Source organism: Rhodopseudomonas sp. BR0G17, assembly GCF_010907025.1.
Taxonomy (GTDB): domain Bacteria; phylum Pseudomonadota; class Alphaproteobacteria; order Rhizobiales; family Xanthobacteraceae; genus Rhodopseudomonas; species Rhodopseudomonas palustris_H.
The window spans coordinates 37,011-56,166 of record NZ_QUML01000018.1; the positions used below are offsets into that span (position 1 = coordinate 37,011).

Genomic DNA, 19,156 nt, shown 5'->3' on the forward strand with positions numbered 1-19,156 from the left:
AAATCTCTGCCGAGATGGTGCTATCTTGGCGGCGTTAACCGCTAAGCTGGACCTCGACGCGATTGCGATATCAAGGCAAAAAACGCCTTGCCGAGAATAGAATCCCAAATGGGCGCGCATCGCCCTAGCTGGCCGTTATAGGGATAGAGATTCACGTGCGATGTGTGCGACCGTCGGTCTAAACAGACGGAGGGGAGGGAAGTCAGCACAGGTATTTCGCCTGCGACCTATCACCGGCTGGCTTTCGTCGGAAACTCGCGCTATCATTAGGTAATTATTTGTTCTGTTTTGTCAGATCGTGATTATCTATGAGCGACGATAACGGTGACGCTCCTCGGATTGAGAGCCCGAATTTTCAGCGCGTAAACGAACGAGGCCGCTTGACAGCGTTGGGTGGTAAAATTGCTGTCGTCGCCACCCTTATGCTTGCTTCCGTGGGATTTCTAGATGCCGCGACGAAGCTCTTGGGTAGTACCAACTCCTTCTGGAGCCAGCTAAAGGTCGTTTTAGGTGACGACGCCTCGGTGTCGTCCCATACTCGTACGGGGGCAGCGGAGGCGACCGATGGCCAAAAGCACCATGAGCAGTGGTATGCTGCTATGTCTAGCTATGACGCCCCGAACTTCCATAGCCCTGCTGATGATGCTGTTCGGGCGGCAAAGGTAATGGGGCTGTCGGCCAGCGTTGCAATCTACCGAATCAACGGCCACAATGTTGTGACTTTAAGCGGTCCCCTGCCGTACGCAGATGCAGTCGCAGTCGTCGATCGGGCTCGATCGATAGGCCTTGCCCCGACGGGCTGGGCTAATGACCGCGCCCGCTTCGGTACGAAGATCGCAACTTGCGATGATCGAAAATGTACTTGGCTGATGAAGTAGTGTGTGGAATCGAAGCCTTGTCGAAGGCGAGGCGTTTCTCTAAGCAAGCATGATGATACTAGATAACGAAAGCGCGGCCTGGGCGGCCGCGCTTTGTGGTCGATTCTGTTGTGTTGCGCCCGCAACTTCCCTTAATTTGCGACGATGTCGAACCGGTCGGCGTTCATCACCTTGGCCCAAGCCGCGGCGAAGTCCTTCACGAACTTCTCCTGGGCATCCGAGCTCGCATACACTTCGGCAAAGGCGCGGAGCTGGGAGTGCGAGCCGAAGATCAGATCGACGCGCGTGCCGGTCCAACGCAGCTCGTTGGTCTTGCGGTCGCGGCCTTCGTAGATCTCGACCTCGCCGTTCGCCTTGGTCCACTTGGTGCCCATGTCGAGCAGGTTGACGAAGAAGTCGTTGGTCAGCTTCTCGGGCCGCTCGGTGAGCACGCCGTGGGTGGCGTGTTCGTAGTTGGCTCCGAGCACACGCAGGCCGCCGACCAGCACCGTCAGTTCAGGGCCGGTCAGCCTGAGGAGCTGAGCCTTGTCGACCAGCGCCTCTTCCGGATGCATGAACTGATGCCGCTTGGTGTTGATGTAGTTGCGGAAGCCATCGGCCCGCGGCTCCAGCACCTTGAACGACTCGACGTCGGTCTGTTCGGCCGACGCGTCCATCCGGCCGGGGGTGAACGGCACCTTGACGGTGGTGCCGGCATCCTTGGCGGCCTTCTCGATCGCAGCGACGCCGCCGAGCACGATCAGGTCGGCGAGCGAGACCTTCTTGCCGCCCTTCTGTGCGCCGTTGAACTCGCCCTGGATCGCTTCGAGCTTGCTCAGCACCTGCGCCAGCTCGGCCGGGTGGTTGACCTCCCAGTCCTTCTGCGGAGCCAGGCGGATGCGCGCACCATTGGCGCCGCCGCGCTTGTCCGAGCCGCGGAAGGTCGAGGCCGACGCCCACGCGGTGGAGACCAGCTGCGACACCGACAGGCCGGAGCCGAGGATCTTCGCCTTCAGCGCTTCGATGTCGGCATCGCCGACCAGCTCGTGGTCGACCGCCGGGATCGGATCCTGCCAGATCAGCTCTTCCTTCGGCACTTCGGGGCCGAGGTAGCGCACGCGCGGTCCCATGTCGCGATGCGTCAGCTTGAACCAGGCACGGGCGAACGCGTCCGCGAACCGATCAGGATTCTCCATGAAGCGGCGCGAGATCTTCTCGTAGATCGGATCGAAGCGCAGCGACAGGTCGGTGGTGAGCATCTTCGGCACGTGCTTCTTCTCCGGATCGAACGGATCCGGAATGGTCGCGCCCGCGCCCTTGGCGCGCCACTGCTTGGCGCCGGCCGGGCTCTGCTCCAGCTCCCACTCGTAGCCGAACAGATTCCAGAAGAAGTTATTGCTCCACTTGGTCGGCGTGGTGGTCCAGATCACTTCCGGGCCGCCCGTGATGGTGTCGGCGCCGAAGCCGGTGCCGAACTTGCTGGTCCAGCCGAGACCCTGCTCCTCGAGCAGCCCGCCTTCCGGAGCCGGCCCGATCAGCGACGGATCGCCGGCGCCGTGGGTCTTGCCGAAGGTGTGGCCGCCGGCGATCAGCGCCACGGTCTCTTCGTCGTTCATCGCCATGCGATAGAACGTCTCACGGATATCCTTGGCGGCGGCGACCGGATCGGGGTTGCCGTTCGGGCCTTCCGGGTTCACGTAGATCAGGCCCATCTGCACGGCGCCCAGCGGCTCGGAGAGCTGACGCTCGCCCGAATAGCGCTCGTCGCCCAGCCAGGTGCCTTCCGGGCCCCAATACAGCTCTTCCGGCTCCCAGACGTCGGCGCGGCCACCGGCGAAGCCGAAGGTCTTGAAGCCCATCGACTCCAGCGCAACGTTGCCGGTGAGGACCATCAGGTCGGCCCAGGAGATCTTGCGGCCGTATTTCTGCTTGATCGGCCACAGCAGGCGGCGGGCCTTGTCGAGGTTGGCATTGTCCGGCCACGAATTCAGCGGCGCGAAGCGCTGCTGGCCGGCGCCGGCGCCGCCGCGACCGTCGGTGATGCGATAGGTGCCGGCCGAGTGCCAGGCCATGCGGATGAACAGGCCGCCATAATGGCCGAAGTCGGCCGGCCACCATTCCTGCGAATCCGTCATCAGCGCGTGAAGGTCCTTCTTCACCGCCTCCAGATCGAGCTTCTTGAATTCTTCGGCGTAGTCGAACGCCTCGCCCATCGGGTCGGACTTTTTCGAGTTGTTGTGCAGCACCGAAATGTCGAGCTGATCCGGCCACCAATCACGGTTGCGGTGGCCGTGGCTGCCGCCTGAGAACGGGCACTTGCCTGCGCCCTTGTCATCCGTCTTTGCGTCCATGGTGTCTCTCCGATCTCGCGTTGCAGTGTTTTCCCGGCGCAATGTGCTGGCGTCTTTGGAAAGTTTCATGACGCCGGCCAGGGCCGGGATCGAATTGAACGCCGCGAGCGTGGGGGATCGCCCGCGGCGTTGCTTCCTGGAGTGAAGGGTGTGTGTTGGCCGTTCACCCCCCGGAAGTTGTGTTCCAGGTCCGGCATGCAGACCTTGGATCAGTTCTATCATCAGGTCCAGTCGAATTGATTTTGCTCCGCGATCAGATAATCTGATCGCATGATCTCCTTGAGGCAGCTTCGCTATCTGTCGGCCTTGGCCCGGCACGGCCATTTCGGCCGTGCCGCCGATGCCTGTTCGGTGACCCAGCCGGCATTGTCGATGCAGATCGCCGAGCTGGAGCGCACGCTGGGGGTGAAAGTCGTGGAACGCCGGCCCGGTGAGGTGTTTCTCACCGACATCGGCCGCGAGATCGCCCGGCGTGCCGAAGAGGTGCTGGCTGCGACTCGCGATCTGGTGGATTTCGCCCGGCACCGGGCCAAGCCGCTCACCGGCCGGCTGAGCCTCGGGGTGATTCCCTCGCTGGCGCCGTATCTGCTGCCGAAGGTGCTGCCGCTGCTGCAACAGCGCTTCCCCGAGCTGCGGCTGGAGCTGCGGGAAAGCCAGACCCGCCCGCTGGTGGCCGACGTCGTGAGCGGCGCGCTCGATGCCGCGTTGCTGGCGCTGCCTGCCGGCCATTCCGATCTGGACGCGATTCCGCTGTTCGACGACCCGTTCCTGCTCGCCGTGCCGGCCGAGGATCCGCGCTCGGAACAGACGCCGATCGGGGTCGAAGAGATCGACCAATCGCGGCTGATCCTGCTGGAGGACGGTCACTGCCTGCGCGACCAGGCACTGGCGTTTTGCGCCACTGCGCGTAATCGCGGCATTCAGATCGGCAGCGCCGGCACCGCCAGTTTCGGTGCGTCCAGCCTGACGACGGTGATTCAGATGGTCGCGGGCGGCTACGGCATCACGCTGATCCCGCAGATCGCCGCCGAGGTGGAGCGCCGTGATTCGCGGGTGAAGTTTCTGCGGCTGCGCCGGCCGCAGCCTGGTCGCAGCGTCGGCCTCGTCTTCCGCAAAACCTCGCCGCGCCGCGCCGACTTCGAGGCCTTCGGCGAGGTGGTGAAGCAGGGCATCAATTCCGGCGCGCGGCCCGAGACCGCGGTCGCCTGAGGTGGGCCCGTTCAGCCGGCCGCGATCGCGGCGGCTTCGGCGGCGGCGCGCTGCATGCTCGACGACATCTCGCTGGTCACCGTGCTCTGCTCCTCGACCGCCGCAGCCGTCGAGCTGACGTATTCACTGACGTTCTGGATCGCTGTCTTGATCTTGCCGAGCGCGCCGACGACATCGCCGGAAATGCTGGTGAGATTGCCGATCTCGGCGCCGATCTTGTCGGTCGCCTGCTTGGCCTGATTGGCGAGGTTCTTCACCTCCGCCGCCACCACGGCGAAGCCTCGGCCTGCTTCGCCGGCGCGCGCCGATTCGATCGTGGCATTGAGGGCCAGCAGGTTGATCTGCCCGGTGATGTGATTGATCAGTTCGACGATGCCGCTCATCGCCTGAGCCGCATCGTTGAGCTGGTTGGCCTGCGAGTCGGCGGCATCGACTTCGCCGACCGCGTTCATCGCCGTCTGCCGCGACTTGGTCATTGCTTCGGAAATCTCGCGCACCGAGGCGTTGAGTTCTTCCGCCCCGGCCGCGACCGACTCCATCATGGCGCGGACGCGTTCATTGCCCATGCGGGTCAGCACCTGGCGCGTCGTGTCGGTGGCGTACTTCACCACCTTGAACGGACGTCCATTGAGATCGAGGATCGGGTTGTACGACGCCTGGATCCAGACTTCCCTGCCACCCTTGCCGATCCGCTTATACTCTCCGGCTTGGTAATCGCCCCGTCCGAGCGCCGCCCAAAATGCCCGATAGGCCGCCCCCTCACGCTCGGCGGGATCGACGAACATGCTGTGGTGGCGGCCCTTGATCTCGCCCAGCGAGTAGCCGAGCGCGTGCAGGAAGTTGTCGTTGGCGTCCAGCACCGTGCCGTCGATGCCGAACTCGATCACCGCCTGCGACTTGCGGATCGCGTCGATCTGGCCGGAGAAGTCGGCGTTCTTCAGCTTCTGCGCCGTGACGTCGGTTGCGTATTTCACCACCTTGAACGGCTTGCCGCGAGCATCGAGGATCGGGTTGTAGGACGCCAGGATCCAGATCTCTTTGCCGCCCTTGCCGATCCGCTTGAACTCGCCCGGGAAGTATTCGCCGCGGTTGAGCCGTGACCAGAATTCACGGTAGTCGCTGCCGTCGCGCACCGATGGCTCGACGAACATGCTGTGATGCTTGCCCTTGATCTCGCCCAATGAGTACCCCATCGCGGCGAGAAAATTATCGTTGGCTGTGAGGACAGTGCCGTCCATCGCAAACTCGATCACCGCCTGGGCGCGGCCGATCGCCGCGAGCTTGCCGGCGTCTTCTAGCGAGTGGGTCTTCGCCGCGGTGATGTCGGCTGCAAACTTCACCACACCGGTCGGCTTGCCGTTCTTGTCGAGGATGGGATTGTAGGACGCCTGGATCCAGACCTCACGGCCGCCCTTGCCGATGCGATGGAATTCGCCGGACTGATACTGACCGGCGCGCAGCGCGGTCCAGAACTCGCGATAGGCCGGGCTGTCGTGCTCGCTCGGATCGACGAACATGCTGTGATGCTTGCCTTTGATCTCGGGCAGCGAGTAGCCGAGCGCGGCCAGGAAGTTATCGTTGGCATCAATGACCTTGCCGTCGAGATCGAACTCGATCACCGCCTGGGAGCGATTGAGCGCCGCGAGCATTGCTGCCGCGTGGTCATGACCGGCCGAGCGGGTGAAGGAGAACATTCCAGACCTTTCTCTGATACGGCCTCGCACGATGGCGCGACCACGAGGCAGAAGCTGGTCGCCATTTTGGTGAAGACGTCGTTAAGGTTGGCCTAGCCCCAGGGAAGCAGGCTGCACTCAATTACCGAATTTATTGCAACCCAGGATTCGTACGGAGAACTAACAACACGCGCACTGGTAGCGACCGACATCCGCTGCCCTACGGAAGGTGCTGCCAAACAAAAAGGGCGGCCCGGTGAGGCCGCCCTTGATGGTGATTACTTGCTGCGACGTAGCGTCGCGCCGATGAGCTTACTCGCCCGCAGCCTGCGCGGGCGCTTCGCCTTCGGCCTTGGCTTCCGCCTTCTGCTTGGCTTCGAGGTCTTCGCCGGTGGTCTGATCGACCACCTTCATCGACAGCCGGGTCTTGCCGCGGTCGTCGAAGCCGAGCAGCTTGACCTTGACCTTGTCGCCTTCCTTGACGACGTCGGAGGTCTTCTGCACGCGGCCGGCGGCGAGCTGGCTGATGTGTACCAGACCGTCCTTGGCGCCGAAGAAGTTCACGAAGGCGCCGAACTCCATCACCTTGACGACGGTGCCTTCGTAGATCTCGCCGACTTCCGGATCGGAAGCGATCGACTTGATCCACTTGATCGCGGCCTTGATCGACTCGCCGTCCGACGAAGCCACCTTCACGGTGCCGTCGTCTTCGATGTTGACCTTGGCGCCGGTCTTTTCGACGATCTCGCGGATCACCTTGCCGCCGGTGCCGATCACTTCGCGAATCTTGTCGGTCGGGATCTTGAAGGTCTCGATCCGCGGCGCGTGTTCGCCGAGCTCGGCGCGGGCGCGATCGAGCGCCTTGGACATCTCACCCAGGATGTGGATGCGACCGTCCTTGGCCTGACCGAGCGCCACCTTCATGATCTCTTCGGTGATGCCGGCGATCTTGATGTCCATCTGCAGCGAGGTGATGCCCGCCTCGGTGCCCGCCACCTTGAAGTCCATGTCGCCGAGGTGGTCCTCGTCGCCGAGGATGTCGGACAGCACGGCGAAGCGCTCGCCTTCCAGGATCAGACCCATCGCGATACCCGCGGTCGGCCGCTTCAGCGGCACGCCCGCGTCCATCAGCGCCAGCGAGGCACCGCACACCGACGCCATCGAGGACGAACCGTTCGACTCGGTGATCTCGGAGACGACGCGGATGGTGTAGGGGAACTCGTGATGCGGCGGCAGCACCGGATGGATCGCGCGCCACGCCAGCTTGCCGTGGCCGATCTCGCGGCGCTTGGTGCCACCGAGGCGACCGGTCTCGCCGACCGAGTAGGGCGGGAAGTTGTAGTGCAGCAGGAACGTCTCTTTGTACGTTCCGGACAGCGAATCGACATACTGCTCGTCTTCGCCGGTGCCCAGCGTGGTCACGACCATCGCCTGGGTTTCGCCGCGGGTGAACAGCGCCGAACCGTGGGTCCGCGGCAACACGCCGACCTGGGCCAGGATGTTGCGGACGGTCTTGCTGTCACGGCCGTCGATGCGCTTGCCGGTGTCGAGGATGTTCCAGCGAACGATCTTGGCCTCGAGCTCCTTGAACACGCCGGCGATGCGCAGCTTGTCGTATTTCGGCTCCTGGCCTTCCGGGAAGAAGTGCGCGATCGCCTTCTCCTTGACCTTGCCGACCGCGGCGTAGCGATCCTGCTTGACCGGGATGGCGTAGGCGGCACGCAGCTCCTGCTCGACGAGGCCGAGCATTTCCTTTTCGATCTCGCTGTCGTCGACGACGGTGAGTTCGCGCGGCTCCTTGGCGGCCTTCTCGGCGAGGTCGATGATCGCGTCGATCACCGGCTGGAAGTGGCGGTGACCGAACATCACGGCGCCGAGCATGATCTCTTCCGACAGCTCCTTGGCCTCGGATTCGACCATCAGCACCGCGTCGGCGGTACCGGCCACCACCAGCTCGAGCTGGGTTTCAGCCATCTCGTCGAGCACCGGGTTGAGCACGTATTCGTCGTTGATGAAGCCGACGCGGGCGGCGCCGATCGGGCCCTTGAACGGCACGCCGGACAGCGTCAGCGCCGCGGAGGCGGCGACCATCGCCAGCACGTCCGGATCGTTCTCCATGTCGTGCGACAGGACGGTGACGATGACCTGGGTCTCGTTGCGCCAGCCGTCGGCGAACAGCGGACGGATCGGGCGGTCGATCAGACGGGAGACCAGCGTCTCCTTCTCGGTCGGACGGCCTTCACGCTTGAAGTAGCCGCCGGGAATGCGGCCGGCCGCGTAGGCCTTCTCTTGGTAGTCGACGGTGAGGGGGAGGAAGTCGACGCCTTCACGCGGCGCCTTGGCGGCCACCACGGTGGCGAGCACGACGGTCTCGCCATAGGTCGCGACGACGGCGCCGTCGGACTGGCGGGCGACCTTGCCGGTTTCAAGCTTGAGGGGACGGCCACCCCAATCGATTTCCACGGAATGGATATTGAACATCGGGTCTTTCTTTCATCGGTTGTCGGGAAGACCGGACGCCAAATACCAAAAGACCATGCGCAAGATGGCGAGACGCTGACTGCGCGAGTGCACAAACAGCGTCCGGCGATCCTGCCATGGTCTTCAGTTGGGAAATGGCGTTCATTCCTCCCGGCTGCGGGGAAGACGCATCGGTCTTCGGTCCCGCACGGCGGGCTGGAGGCCCGTTGACGAGCTCAACCGCCGGAATGCGACTGAGCCGACTGACACGGGCGGATGGAAGACTCGCCCGTGCGAACATCTTGCTTCGGCCGTCGCGGACGTGTCGTGGCACATCCGCTTTGGCCGGGTTTCCGACGCCTCAGCGACGGATGTTGTGCTTTTCGAGCAGCGCCTTGTAGCGCGCTTCGTCCTTCTTCTTGATGTAGTCGAGAAGCGAACGGCGCGTCGACACCAGCTTCAACAGCCCACGGCGGGAGTGATTGTCCTTGGTGTGGGTCTTGAAGTGCGTGGTCAGGTTGTTGATGCGTTCCGACAGGATCGCGACCTGAACCTCGGGCGAGCCGGTATCACCGGCCTTGGTGGCGCTGGTCTTGATGACTTCCGCTTTGCGTTCTGCGGTAATCGACATCGTCAGATACTTTCCTTGCGAACAACCGAGCTGGCAGTCAGCCCGGTGAGGTTGAAAACGCGCTTGGGGATGAGCTCGCCATTGCCGACTTCGGCGAGGGCCAGAAGCCGGCCTGCCACCGTGACATAGACTGTGCCGCTACAATGAGGCGCATCCCGTCCGCGCAACAAAACGGCCTGGCCCCGATGGAGCCTTGCCGCATCAGCCCGAGTGACGGCCAGCGCCGGGATGTCGTCCAGCGCGGTCTCAACGGGCAGTAGCGCGTCGGCGAGGCTACCCTCGCCGGACGCCGCTCTATCGCACAAAGCCTGTAGTTCTTCCAGCGGAATCATGTCCGACTCGTCGAACGGCCCGACCACGGTGCGGCGCAGTGCGCAGATATGACCGTAGCAGCCGAGCAGCCGGCCCATGTCGCGCGCGAGCGCTCGCACATAGGTGCCCTTGCCGCACTCGGCCTCGAACACCGAGCGACCGTCATCTCCATGTTCCACAAGGGTTAATTCGTGAATCTCGACCGGCCGCGGGACCAGCGGCACGACCTCGCCATCGCGCGCCAGATCGTAGGCGCGCTCGCCCTGGATCTTCACGGCCGAATATTGCGGCGGAACCTGCTCGATCACGCCGGTAAACCGCGGCAGCAGTGCCATGATCGCGTCGGCGGTCGGCCGCTCCGGGCTGGTGGCGACCGCGCGGCCCTCGGTGTCGTCGGTATCCCGCTCCTCACCCCACGCTACGGTGAACCGATAGCGCTTGCGGCCGTCCATCACGAACGGCACCGTCTTGGTGGCTTCGCCCATCGCGATCGGCAGGCCGCCGGAGGCGAGCGGGTCGAGGGTGCCGGCATGGCCGGCGCGCTTGGCCGAGAACAGCCGCTTCAGCACCGCGACCGCCTGGGTCGAGGTCATGCCGATCGGCTTGTCCAGCACCACCCAGCCATGGACGTCGCGCTTGTCGCGTCGCGGCTTGCCATTGCCGCCGCCGCGATTGGCGTTGCGCGGGTCGTTGTTGTCGCGCGGCTTACGGATCTGCGCGGCGGATTCGTCGGCGCCGGCGTGCTGCACGTCGTGCGGGGCGAGCAGGGCGTCGGGGGTGGTCACGGTCATTAATCCTGGTCCGAATTCGGTTCGAGGTCTTTCTGGACTGCCGGCGAGCGCAGCAGTTTGTCGATCCGCTCGGCCTCGGCGAAACGTTCGTCGATGCGGAAGCGGAGTTCGGGGGCGAACTTCAAATTGACGCGGTGGGCGATCTCCCCGCGCAGGAAGCGCTTGTGATGCTCGAGCGCGTCGAGCACGAGCTTCTCGTCGCGGCCGCCGAGCGGCATCACGTAGATGGTCGCGAGCTTGAGATCGGGCGACATCCGGACCTCGGGCACGGTGACGAGGTGGCTTTCGAGCACCGGGTCGTGCACGCCGCCCTGGGCGAGGATCTCGGCCACGGCGTGGCGGATCAGCTCGCCGACGCGCAGCGAGCGGGTCGAGCCGCCGGGCGGGGAGCTCTTCTGGTTTTGGCGAGACATGATGTTCTCTCAAATACTGCCGCCATGCCCGCGCCTGGCCGCGGGCATGCACGTCTTCGATGGGGCAAAGCAAGACGTGGACGGCCGGGACTTAGTCGCGAAGACGTGCTTCGCGCTTTGGCCCGGCCATGACGCCTCAGTTCAATCCGTGCGTCTCGACTGTAAGAATCGGACTTACAGCGAGCGCTGGATGGTCTCGACGCGGTAGCACTCGATGATGTCGCCTGCCCGCATGTCGGTGTAGTTCTCGAACGCCATGCCGCATTCCTGGCCGGCGACGACTTCCTTCACTTCGTCCTTGAAGCGCTTCAAGGTCGAAAGCTTGCCTTCGTGCACCACGACGTTGTCGCGGATCAGGCGAACATTGGCGCCGCGCTCGACGGTGCCGTCGGTGACGCGGCAGCCGGCGACCTTGCCGACCTTGGAGATGTTGAAGATCTCCAGGATCTGCGCGTTGCCGAGCATGGTTTCGCGCAGGGTCGGCGCGAGCAGGCCGCTCATCGCCTTCTTAATGTCATCCACCAGATCGTAGATGATGTTGTAGTAGCGGATCTCGATGCCGTTGCGCTTGGCGGCCGCAGCGGCCTCCTTGTTAGCGCGGACCGAGAAGCCGAGGATGACGGCGTTGAAGCCTTCGGCCAGCGTGACGTCGCTCTCGCTGATGCCGCCGACGCCGGCGTGCAGGATGCGCGCGGCGACTTCGTCGGTGCCGAGCTTCTCCAGCGAGCCGAGGATCGCTTCGAGCGAGCCCTGCACGTCCGCCTTGACGATCAGCGGGAATTCCTTCCGGCCGGACGTCTTCAGCTGCGTCATCATCTGCTCGAGCGAGCCGCGCATGCCGGAAACCGAGGCTGCGGACTTCTCGCGCTTCTGGTGCGCACGGTAATCGGTGATCTGGCGGGCGCGGGCTTCGTTCTCGACCACCGCGAGGCGGTCGCCCGCTTCCGGCGGACCGTTGAAGCCGAGCACTTCGACCGGAACCGACGGACCGGCTTCCTGCACGGTCTCGCCCTGGTCGGAGATCAGCGCGCGGACGCGGCCCATTTCGGCGCCGGCCACGATGATGTCGCCGACCCGCAGGGTGCCGCGCTGAACCAGCACGGTGGCGACCGGACCACGGCCGCGATCGAGCTTGGCTTCGATCACGGTGCCTTCGGCCGGACGCTGGGTGTTGGTCTTGAGCTCCAGGATTTCGGCCTGCAGCGCGATCATCTCGAGCAGCTTGTCGAGGTTGATCTTGTTCTTGGCCGACACCTCGACGTCGACGACGTCGCCGCCCATCGATTCCACCTGCACGTTGTGCTGCAGCAGGTCGGTGCGAACACGGTCGGGCTTGGCGTCCGGCTTGTCGATCTTGTTGATCGCCACGATGATCGGAACGCCGGCCGCCTTGGCGTGATTGATCGCCTCGATGGTCTGCGGCATCACGCCGTCGTCGGCGGCGACCACCAGAACCACGATGTCGGTGACCTTGGCGCCGCGGGCACGCATCGCGGTGAACGCGGCGTGGCCGGGGGTGTCGATGAAGGTGATCTTCTTGCCGCTTTCCGGCGAGGTCACCTGATAGGCACCGATGTGCTGGGTGATGCCGCCGGCTTCGCCCGACACCACGTTGGCGTGGCGCAGCGCGTCGAGCAGCGAGGTCTTGCCGTGGTCGACGTGGCCCATCACGGTCACGACCGGCGAACGCGGCTCGGTATCGGTGGAATCGTCGACGACGTCGAACAGGCCTTCTTCCACGTCCGACGCGGCGACGCGCTTGACGGTGTGGCCGAGCTCTTCGGCGATCAGCTGCGCGGTGTCGGCGTCGATCACGTCGGTGATCTTGTGCATCGCGCCCTGCTTCATCAGCAGGCGGATCACGTCGACCGCACGTTCGGACATGCGGTTGGCGAGTTCCTGGATGGCGATCACTTCGGGAATAACGACTTCACGCACCAACTTTTCTTTCGGCTCGTTCGAGGCGTGGCCCTTCAGCCGCTGGGTGCGGCGACGGAACGAGGCGATCGAACGTTCGCGCACGTCATCGGCATTGAGCGCGGTGACGACGGTGAGACGGCCGCGCTGCTTCGACGCGCCCGGCTTGGCGGCCGGCTGCTTCGGCGCCGGCGCCGGACGGGCGGGGCCGCCCGGACGGCGGATCATCCGCGGGGCTTCATCGTCGTCGCCAGCTTCGGCCGCAACGGCCGGAGGACGGCCGGCCGGAGTCGGGGCGCGCGTCGTCGTGGTCGCCGGACGGGCCGGCGCAGCACTCGTGGTGGTGGTCGTCGTCGAGGTTTCGGCGGGCTTCTTGGCCGGCTCGGCGTCGCCGAAGCGCTTCTTGGCCTCGGTCTCGGCCTTGCGCTTGGCTTCGTCTTCCTGGCGGTGACGCTCTTCCTCGGCCTTGCGGCGGGCCTCGGCGGCTTCGCGCTCGGCCTTCTCGATCTTTTCCTGCTCGGCGCGGCGCTGGGCTTCGATCTCGGCCTGCTTGCGCTCTTCGATCTCGCGCACGCGGGCGTCGGCCAGCGCGGTGGCGCGGGCGGTGCGCTCGTCCTCGGTCAGGGTCCGCAGCACCATACCGCTGCGCGACTGCTGCGGCGCTGGGCGCGACTGCTGCCGGCTCGGCGCGGCGGGCGCCGGGGCGGGCTTCTTCGCAACTTCGGGCGCTGCGGGCGCGGCCGGCTCGTCGCCGCCGATGCGCCGCTTGCCGCGCTTCTCGACCACCACCTGCTTGCTACGGCCGTGGCTGAAGCTCTGGCGCACGACGCCCTGCTCGACGCGCGGCTTCAGCGTCAAAGTCTTGGTCGGCATCGTCAGAGTCTTGTCGCCAGGAGTTTTCGTATCAACCATTCAGTAGTCCCAATCTCTCAACGTTGTGCGCGTTCGCACGGACTTCGTCAGCGGCGTCTTGGTCAGCAGCGTCTTTCGGCGTGTCGATCGGCGTTTCCGCCGTGGCCGCATCGGCATCGCCATCGCCCGCCAGCCGGTATCGGACCAGGATCTGGCAGCGCGACAGGAATGTTTGTCCGGCCGGGCCCGCAAGCAGGGCAGCATGTATCACATTTGACCGCCCTAATGCCAAATCCAATTCTGCAGAGCTGAGTGCGGCCAAGCGAGGAAAATTGCGGCCCGCGGTCGCATCTCCGTCGATTTGCCGACAAAGCCCGTCCAGCTTGCGGATTCCATCGGCCGCGCCGTCGGTGGCATGGATCACCGCGACGGCTTCGCGGTTCTTCAGCGCGGTTTCGACCTTGCCGAAACCGCTGACCACCTGGCCGGCCTTGGCGGCGATCGCCAGCGCATCCTGGGCCGACCGCACCAACAGGCGTTCGATCGCGTCGGCGAGATCCGCCGGCGCCTTGACGTCGCGCTTGAAACCTTTGGCGAAGACGCGGCGGCGAACCGCCTGCGTCACCATCTCCCGAGACGCCGTGACCCAGAGGCCGCGGCCCGGCAGCTTGCGCTTGAGATCGGCCACCACTTCGCCGGTGGGGCCGACCACGAACCGGATCAGTTCTCCGGTCGGCCGCACCTGCCGCGTGACCGCGCACATCCGCTCGGTCGCGGGCGTTTTGGCCCGCGGTCCGTCGTCGAGATCTGCGCCGGGTTCGGCAGCGAGCATGGGTGCAGCGGGCCTTTCATCTCACGTGCTGCGCGGGTTCGGGTCGCAACGCATCGGCGGTTCAGTCCGCCGACTCGTCGGACGCTTCGTCCGCGGGTTCTTCTTCGGAGGCGAGCTCCGACTCGTCGATCCAGCCGGCCTTGACGCGGGCCTGCATGATCAGGTGCTCGGCGTCCTCGCGCGACATCTCCAGGCCGTCGAGAATGCCAGGATACTTCACCGGCTCGGCGCCGTCCTTGCGCTCGGTCCAACCGACCAGATCGTCGGTGGCGCAGCCGGCCAGATCCTCGACCGTCTTCACGTCGTTCTCGCCGAACTTCACCAGCATCTTCGAGGTGACGCCGGGGACGTCCTTCAGGGCGTCCTCGACGCCGAGTTCCACGCGGCGCGCCTCGAGTTCGGATTCGATCCGGTCGAGATATTCGCGGGCGCGCATCTGCAGTTCGGCGGCGGTTTCCTCGTCGAAACCTTCGATCGAGGCGAGTTCACGCGGGTCGACCAGAGCGAGTTCTTCGACCGAGGTGAAGCCTTCGGAGGCGAGCAGCTGGCCGACGACCTCGTCGACATTCAGCGCGTCCATGAAGGCCCGGGTGGTCTTCTCGAAATCGGCCTGGCGGCGCTCGGATTCTTCGCTCTCGGTCAGGATGTCGATATCCCAGCCGGTGAGCTGCGAAGCGAGCCGCACGTTCTGACCGCGGCGACCAATCGCCAAGGATAGTTGGTTATTGGTATCCGGAACCACAACCTCGATGCGTTCGCGATCTTCGTCGATCACGACCTTCGAGACTTCGGCCGGCGCCAGCGCATTGACCACGAAGGTGGCGATGTCTGGCGACCACGGAATGATGTCGATCTTCTCGCCCTGCAGCTCGTTCACCACGGCCTGGACGCGCGAGCCGCGCATACCGACGCAGGCGCCGACCGGATCGACCGACGAGTCGCGCGAGACGACGCCGATCTTGGCGCGCGAGCCCGGATCGCGGGCCACCGCCTTGATCTCGACGATGCCGTCGTAGATTTCCGGCACTTCCTGCGCGAACAGCTTGGCCATGAATTGCGGATGGGTGCGCGACAGGAAGATCTGCGGGCCGCGGGTCTCGCGGCGGACGTCGAACACATAAGCGCGGACGCGGTCGCCGTTGCGGAACGACTCACGCGGCAGCATCTCGTCGCGGCGGATGATCGCTTCGCCGCGGCCGAGGTCGACGATCACGCTGCCATATTCGACGCGCTTGACGACGCCGTTGACGATGTCGCCGATGCGATCCTTGAATTCCATATACTGGCGGTCGCGCTCGGCCTCGCGGACCTTCTGCACGATCACCTGCTTGGCCGACTGCGCGGCGATACGGCCGTATTCCAGAGGCGGCAGGGTGTCGGCAATGGTGTCGCCGATCTGCGCGCCCGGATTGGCGCGCTGCGCATCCTTCAGCGAAATCTGGTTGGCGGGATTTTCGACCTGCTCGACCACCAGCATATGGCGCGACAGCCGCAGCTCGCCCTTCTTCGGGTCGATTTCGGCGTGGACGTCAGTCTCCGAGCCGTAGCGGGCACGCGCCGCCTTGGCGATCGCGTCTTCCATCGCGGCGATCACGATGCCGCGGTCGATGGTTTTCTCGCGAGCCACCGCATCGGCGATCTGCAGCAGTTCCAGCCTATTGGCGCTGACGGCCATGGTCAGTCTCCCTCAGAGGTGTCGATCTCGCCACGCCGCGCCCGTTCGGCGGCAAGGCGGTGTTTCTTGGTGTTCTGCGGTGTCGGCTTGGCGGCCGCTTTGGCGGCCTTGGCGCCGCGCTTCGGCGCCTGGCTCTTGGTCGGATCGCTGCGCTTGGCATGCGGCGGCGGTTCCGGCGCGAGCCCGAGGCTCTGCTTCAGGTCGCGCTCGGCCTGCTTGCCGCGGCGCATCGATTCGGCGATCAGCTCGTCAGTCAGCACCAGCCGGGCATCGCCGATGTCGTGCATCGGCAGCAGCACCAGCGGATCTTCGTCCTTGGCGCCGCCCTCGCGCTGCACCCGCACGGCGTCGCCCTCGACGCCGTCGAGCAGGCCGCGGAACCGCTTGCGGCCCTGGTGCGGCACGGCCATCTCGATCTTGACCAAGTGCCCGGCGTAACGGGCGAAATCGGAGCGGCGCACCAGCGGACGGTCGATGCCGGGCGAGGAGATTTCCAGCCGGTAGGCGCGGTCGATCGGATCAGCGACGTCGAGCACCGGCGACAGCGCTCGCGACACCGCCTCACAATCGTCGATCAGCATGGTGCCGTCGGGCCGCTCGGCCATGATCTGCACCGTGCAGCCGGCGTCGCCTGACACCTTGATCCGAACAAGGCGGTAACCCATTGCCAGCAAGACCGGCTCCGCGACGGCGCTGAACCGCGCCGCGACACCGGGCTCGATCACCAGGCGCGGTTCGGCCAAGGCATCGGTTTCCGGAACGGCTGTGGTCGGCTCGGTCATGTCCTGGGTCAAAGCGTTATAACGTCTCGCCGATAAACGGTATCAAGGTGGTGAATGAGGTCTCGCGCCCGAAGGTGCGACGGTCCGCGTCCCACGATCCAGGTAATAAAAAAGAGCGGGTCCCGCAGGGCCCACTCTCGATACGGATCGTATGAGAATTTCGAAGTAGCGCCGATATAGCGCTTTTTTGGCCCAGCGACAAGAGCCGTGCAGAGTGCCCGCCCTGGGCCGATCCTCGGGGCAGCCCGCAGCAAATGCGACGCCGCAGCTCAACTCTTCGTTCATGCAGCGCCTTTAGGTTCCAGCCGTACCAATGCGGCCCGCCCGCGAGAACGATGGATGCCTGCCGCTACATCTCTGCTTCCCGAACTCGATGACATTGTCAGGCAGGGCGATCCCGTCCGGCGCGCCGATGCCGTGCGCCGGATTTCCGACCTGTACATTCGGGGCGCCGAGAGCTTCCAGCCCGATCATGTCGCGCTGTTCGACGGCATCCTGCTGACGCTGGTGCCGGAGATCGATGTTGAAGTTCGCAGCGAACTGGCGCGGCGGTTTTCGGAAATCAGCAATGCGCCGCCCGAACTGGTCCGGCAGCTCGTGCACGATGAAGACATCGGCATCGCCGGACCGCTGCTGCGGCGCTCGATGATGCTCGATGATCCGACGCTGGTCGAGCTCGCCAGGCTGCGCGGCCAAACGCATCTGCTCGCTATCTCAGAGCGGCCGAGCATTTCGCCGCCGGTCACCGACGTGATCGTGCGTCGCGGCGACCGCGACGTGGTGCGCAAGGTCGCCAGCAATGCGGGTGCCGAATTCTCCGCGACCGGCTTCAACGGTCTGATCCGCCGCGCTGCGCAGGACGGCGTGCTGGCGATCGCGGTCGGCACGCGGGACGATCTGTCACCGCCGCGGCTGAAGGATCTTTTGGCGTGCTCGACCGATCTGGTGCGCCGGCGCCTGTTCGAAAGCGCAAGGCCGAGTGCGCGGATTGCGATCAACCGGGCAATGCGCGAGCTCGCCGGCGAGTCGCGGCAGCCGTCGGTGCAGCGCGACTTCGACGCCGCGCAGCGCTCGGTGGTGGAGCTGCACAACAAGGGCGAACTCAACGAAGCGACCGTGCTCGGCTTCGCGCGGGCGCATCAATACGAGGAGACGGTGGCGGCGCTGTCTGCGATGACCGGCACGCGGATCTCCACCCTTGATCAAATGATGTCCGGCGAGCGGCACGACCCGGTGCTGATCCTCGGCAAGGCGCTCGGCTTCGGCTGGGCGACGGTGCGTGCCCTGATCGGGCTACGGCTCGGGCCGGACCGCTCGGTGGCCTGCCCGGACGTTGAAGAAGCGCAGCACAATTTCGAGCGTCTGGCGCTGTCGACGGCGCAGCGCGTGCTCGGCTTCTGGAAGATGCGGCAGGCCGACGCCTGAGCCGCCCGCGCGGCTGCCAGCTCGCGCGTCTTCTTCCCGCGCAAAGCAGTGTCCACTTCGGTCAAAATCGCTCTATGCTTGCCTCAACGGCGCGCCAACAGCGCCGACAAGGGAGGATGATTATGCTCAGCGAAGCTGACATCACCACGCATGCCCAGCGTATCCGCGACGACGGCTACACCGTGATCGAGCGGGCCGCGGACTCAGCATTGGTTGCGGCGCTGATCAGCGCTGTCGAACGGATCGAGCGTGACCATCAGCTTGGTTGCGCCAAGACGTCGTTCGAAGGCTTCAAGACGCTCCGGGTCAACAACCTGCTCACTTACGACGAGGTGTTCTGGGACGTGCCGCTGCATAGCAGCGTGCTGCCGATCGTCGAGGCCGTGCTCGACAAGGAGTGCCTGTTATCGTCGTTCTGTTCGCTGGTGCTCGGGCCCGGCCAGGACGCGCAGCCGATCCACGAAGATACGCAACTCATTCCGCTGCCGCGGCCGCACATTCCGATCACGCTGAACGCGATCTGGGCGCTGTCGGATTTCACCGCAACCAACGGCGCGACCCGGATCATTCCTGGAAGTCATAAGTACGCGACCTCGCCGGTGTACGGCCAGGACTACGACGCGCTCACCGCGACGATGCCGGCCGGCAGCGTGATGCTGTTCGACAGCGCGCTGTGGCACGGCGGCGGCCCCAACACCTCGGAGGCTCGCCGCTTCGCATTCTCTTGCGCCTATTGCTGGGGTTGGATGCGGCAGCAGGAAAACCTGCAGCTCGGGATTCCGCAGGAGATCGCGCAGCGCTTTCCGCGGCGGCTGCAGGAGCTGTGCGGCTACAGCGTGTATAAAGGTCAGTTCGGCCACATCGACAATCACGATCCGATCGAACTGCTCGGACGCGAACGCGGCAAGCGAATGGTGTGGGAGGCGACCGACGTGCGGAACGCCAGGCTCGCCGCGCAGACGAACTAATCGCCGGA

General features: G+C 65.0%; 14 protein-coding genes. 4 read left to right on the forward strand and 10 right to left on the reverse strand.

Annotation, left to right across the window (positions count from 1 at the left end; translation table 11 throughout):
* Positions 1-308: 308 nt before the first annotated feature.
* Positions 309-878 (forward strand): hypothetical protein, encoded by a 570-nt coding sequence (locus tag DY467_RS15155; protein WP_164637176.1) that lies wholly within the window; start codon positions 309-311, stop codon positions 876-878.
* Between the two features lie 131 nt (positions 879-1,009).
* On the opposite strand, the gene katG is transcribed toward DY467_RS15155, so the two are convergent.
* Entirely contained in the window at positions 1,010-3,208 is a 2,199-nt protein-coding gene (katG, locus tag DY467_RS15160; RefSeq protein ID WP_164637178.1) for a catalase/peroxidase HPI, read from the reverse strand.
* Positions 3,209-3,478: 270 nt separating this feature from the next.
* On the opposite strand from katG, the gene DY467_RS15165 reads away from it, so the two are divergent.
* Positions 3,479-4,417: a LysR substrate-binding domain-containing protein gene (locus tag DY467_RS15165; protein ID WP_164637180.1), complete on the forward strand. Its 939-nt coding sequence runs from the start codon at positions 3,479-3,481 to the stop codon at positions 4,415-4,417.
* Between the two features lie 11 nt (positions 4,418-4,428).
* Here DY467_RS15165 and DY467_RS15170 read toward each other — a convergent pair whose 3' ends face one another.
* The 9 genes from DY467_RS15170 to rimP form a co-directional block, all read right to left on the reverse strand.
* A complete protein-coding gene (locus tag DY467_RS15170) occupies positions 4,429-6,111 on the reverse strand; it encodes a methyl-accepting chemotaxis protein (RefSeq protein ID WP_164637182.1) in 1,683 nt (560 codons plus the stop codon).
* Between the two features lie 291 nt (positions 6,112-6,402).
* Complete coding sequence (pnp, locus tag DY467_RS15175) at positions 6,403-8,571, reverse strand: polyribonucleotide nucleotidyltransferase (RefSeq protein ID WP_164637184.1); 2,169 nt, start codon at positions 8,569-8,571, stop codon at positions 6,403-6,405.
* 340 nt (positions 8,572-8,911) lie between these two features.
* Positions 8,912-9,181 carry a 30S ribosomal protein S15 gene (gene rpsO, locus DY467_RS15180; RefSeq protein ID WP_107342654.1) on the reverse strand — a complete coding sequence of 90 codons (270 nt, stop codon included), beginning with the start codon at positions 9,179-9,181 and terminating at the stop codon, positions 8,912-8,914.
* Between the two features lie 2 nt (positions 9,182-9,183).
* Positions 9,184-10,284 carry a tRNA pseudouridine(55) synthase TruB gene (gene truB / locus DY467_RS15185; protein WP_164637186.1) on the reverse strand — a complete coding sequence of 367 codons (1,101 nt, stop codon included), beginning with the start codon at positions 10,282-10,284 and terminating at the stop codon, positions 9,184-9,186.
* Positions 10,284-10,697 carry a 30S ribosome-binding factor RbfA gene (gene rbfA / locus DY467_RS15190; protein ID WP_107342656.1) on the reverse strand — a complete coding sequence of 138 codons (414 nt, stop codon included), beginning with the start codon at positions 10,695-10,697 and terminating at the stop codon, positions 10,284-10,286. The genes truB and rbfA overlap by 1 nt, the downstream gene beginning before the upstream one ends.
* A 174-nt stretch (positions 10,698-10,871) precedes the next feature.
* Complete coding sequence (gene infB / locus DY467_RS15195; RefSeq protein ID WP_164637188.1) at positions 10,872-13,526, reverse strand: translation initiation factor IF-2; 2,655 nt, start codon at positions 13,524-13,526, stop codon at positions 10,872-10,874.
* Positions 13,519-14,298, reverse strand: a complete 780-nt coding sequence (locus DY467_RS15200) for an RNA-binding protein (protein ID WP_107342658.1) — start codon at positions 14,296-14,298, stop codon at positions 13,519-13,521. Before DY467_RS15200 ends, infB begins: the two co-directional genes overlap by 8 nt.
* Before the next feature lie 61 nt (positions 14,299-14,359).
* Positions 14,360-15,973, reverse strand: a complete 1,614-nt coding sequence (nusA, locus tag DY467_RS15205) for a transcription termination factor NusA (RefSeq protein WP_107342659.1) — start codon at positions 15,971-15,973, stop codon at positions 14,360-14,362.
* 2 nt (positions 15,974-15,975) lie between these two features.
* A complete protein-coding gene (gene rimP, locus DY467_RS15210) occupies positions 15,976-16,755 on the reverse strand; it encodes a ribosome maturation factor RimP (RefSeq protein ID WP_107342660.1) in 780 nt (259 codons plus the stop codon).
* Positions 16,756-17,094: 339 nt separating this feature from the next.
* On the opposite strand from rimP, the gene DY467_RS15215 reads away from it, so the two are divergent.
* Together DY467_RS15215 and DY467_RS15220 are read left to right on the forward strand one after the other, a co-directional pair.
* On the forward strand, positions 17,095-18,180 hold the full coding sequence (locus DY467_RS15215) for a DUF2336 domain-containing protein (protein WP_107342661.1): 1,086 nt from the start codon (positions 17,095-17,097) through the stop codon (positions 18,178-18,180).
* Between the two features lie 122 nt (positions 18,181-18,302).
* Positions 18,303-19,148 (forward strand): phytanoyl-CoA dioxygenase family protein, encoded by an 846-nt coding sequence (locus DY467_RS15220; protein ID WP_164637190.1) that lies wholly within the window; start codon positions 18,303-18,305, stop codon positions 19,146-19,148.
* Positions 19,149-19,156: the final 8 nt, after the last annotated feature.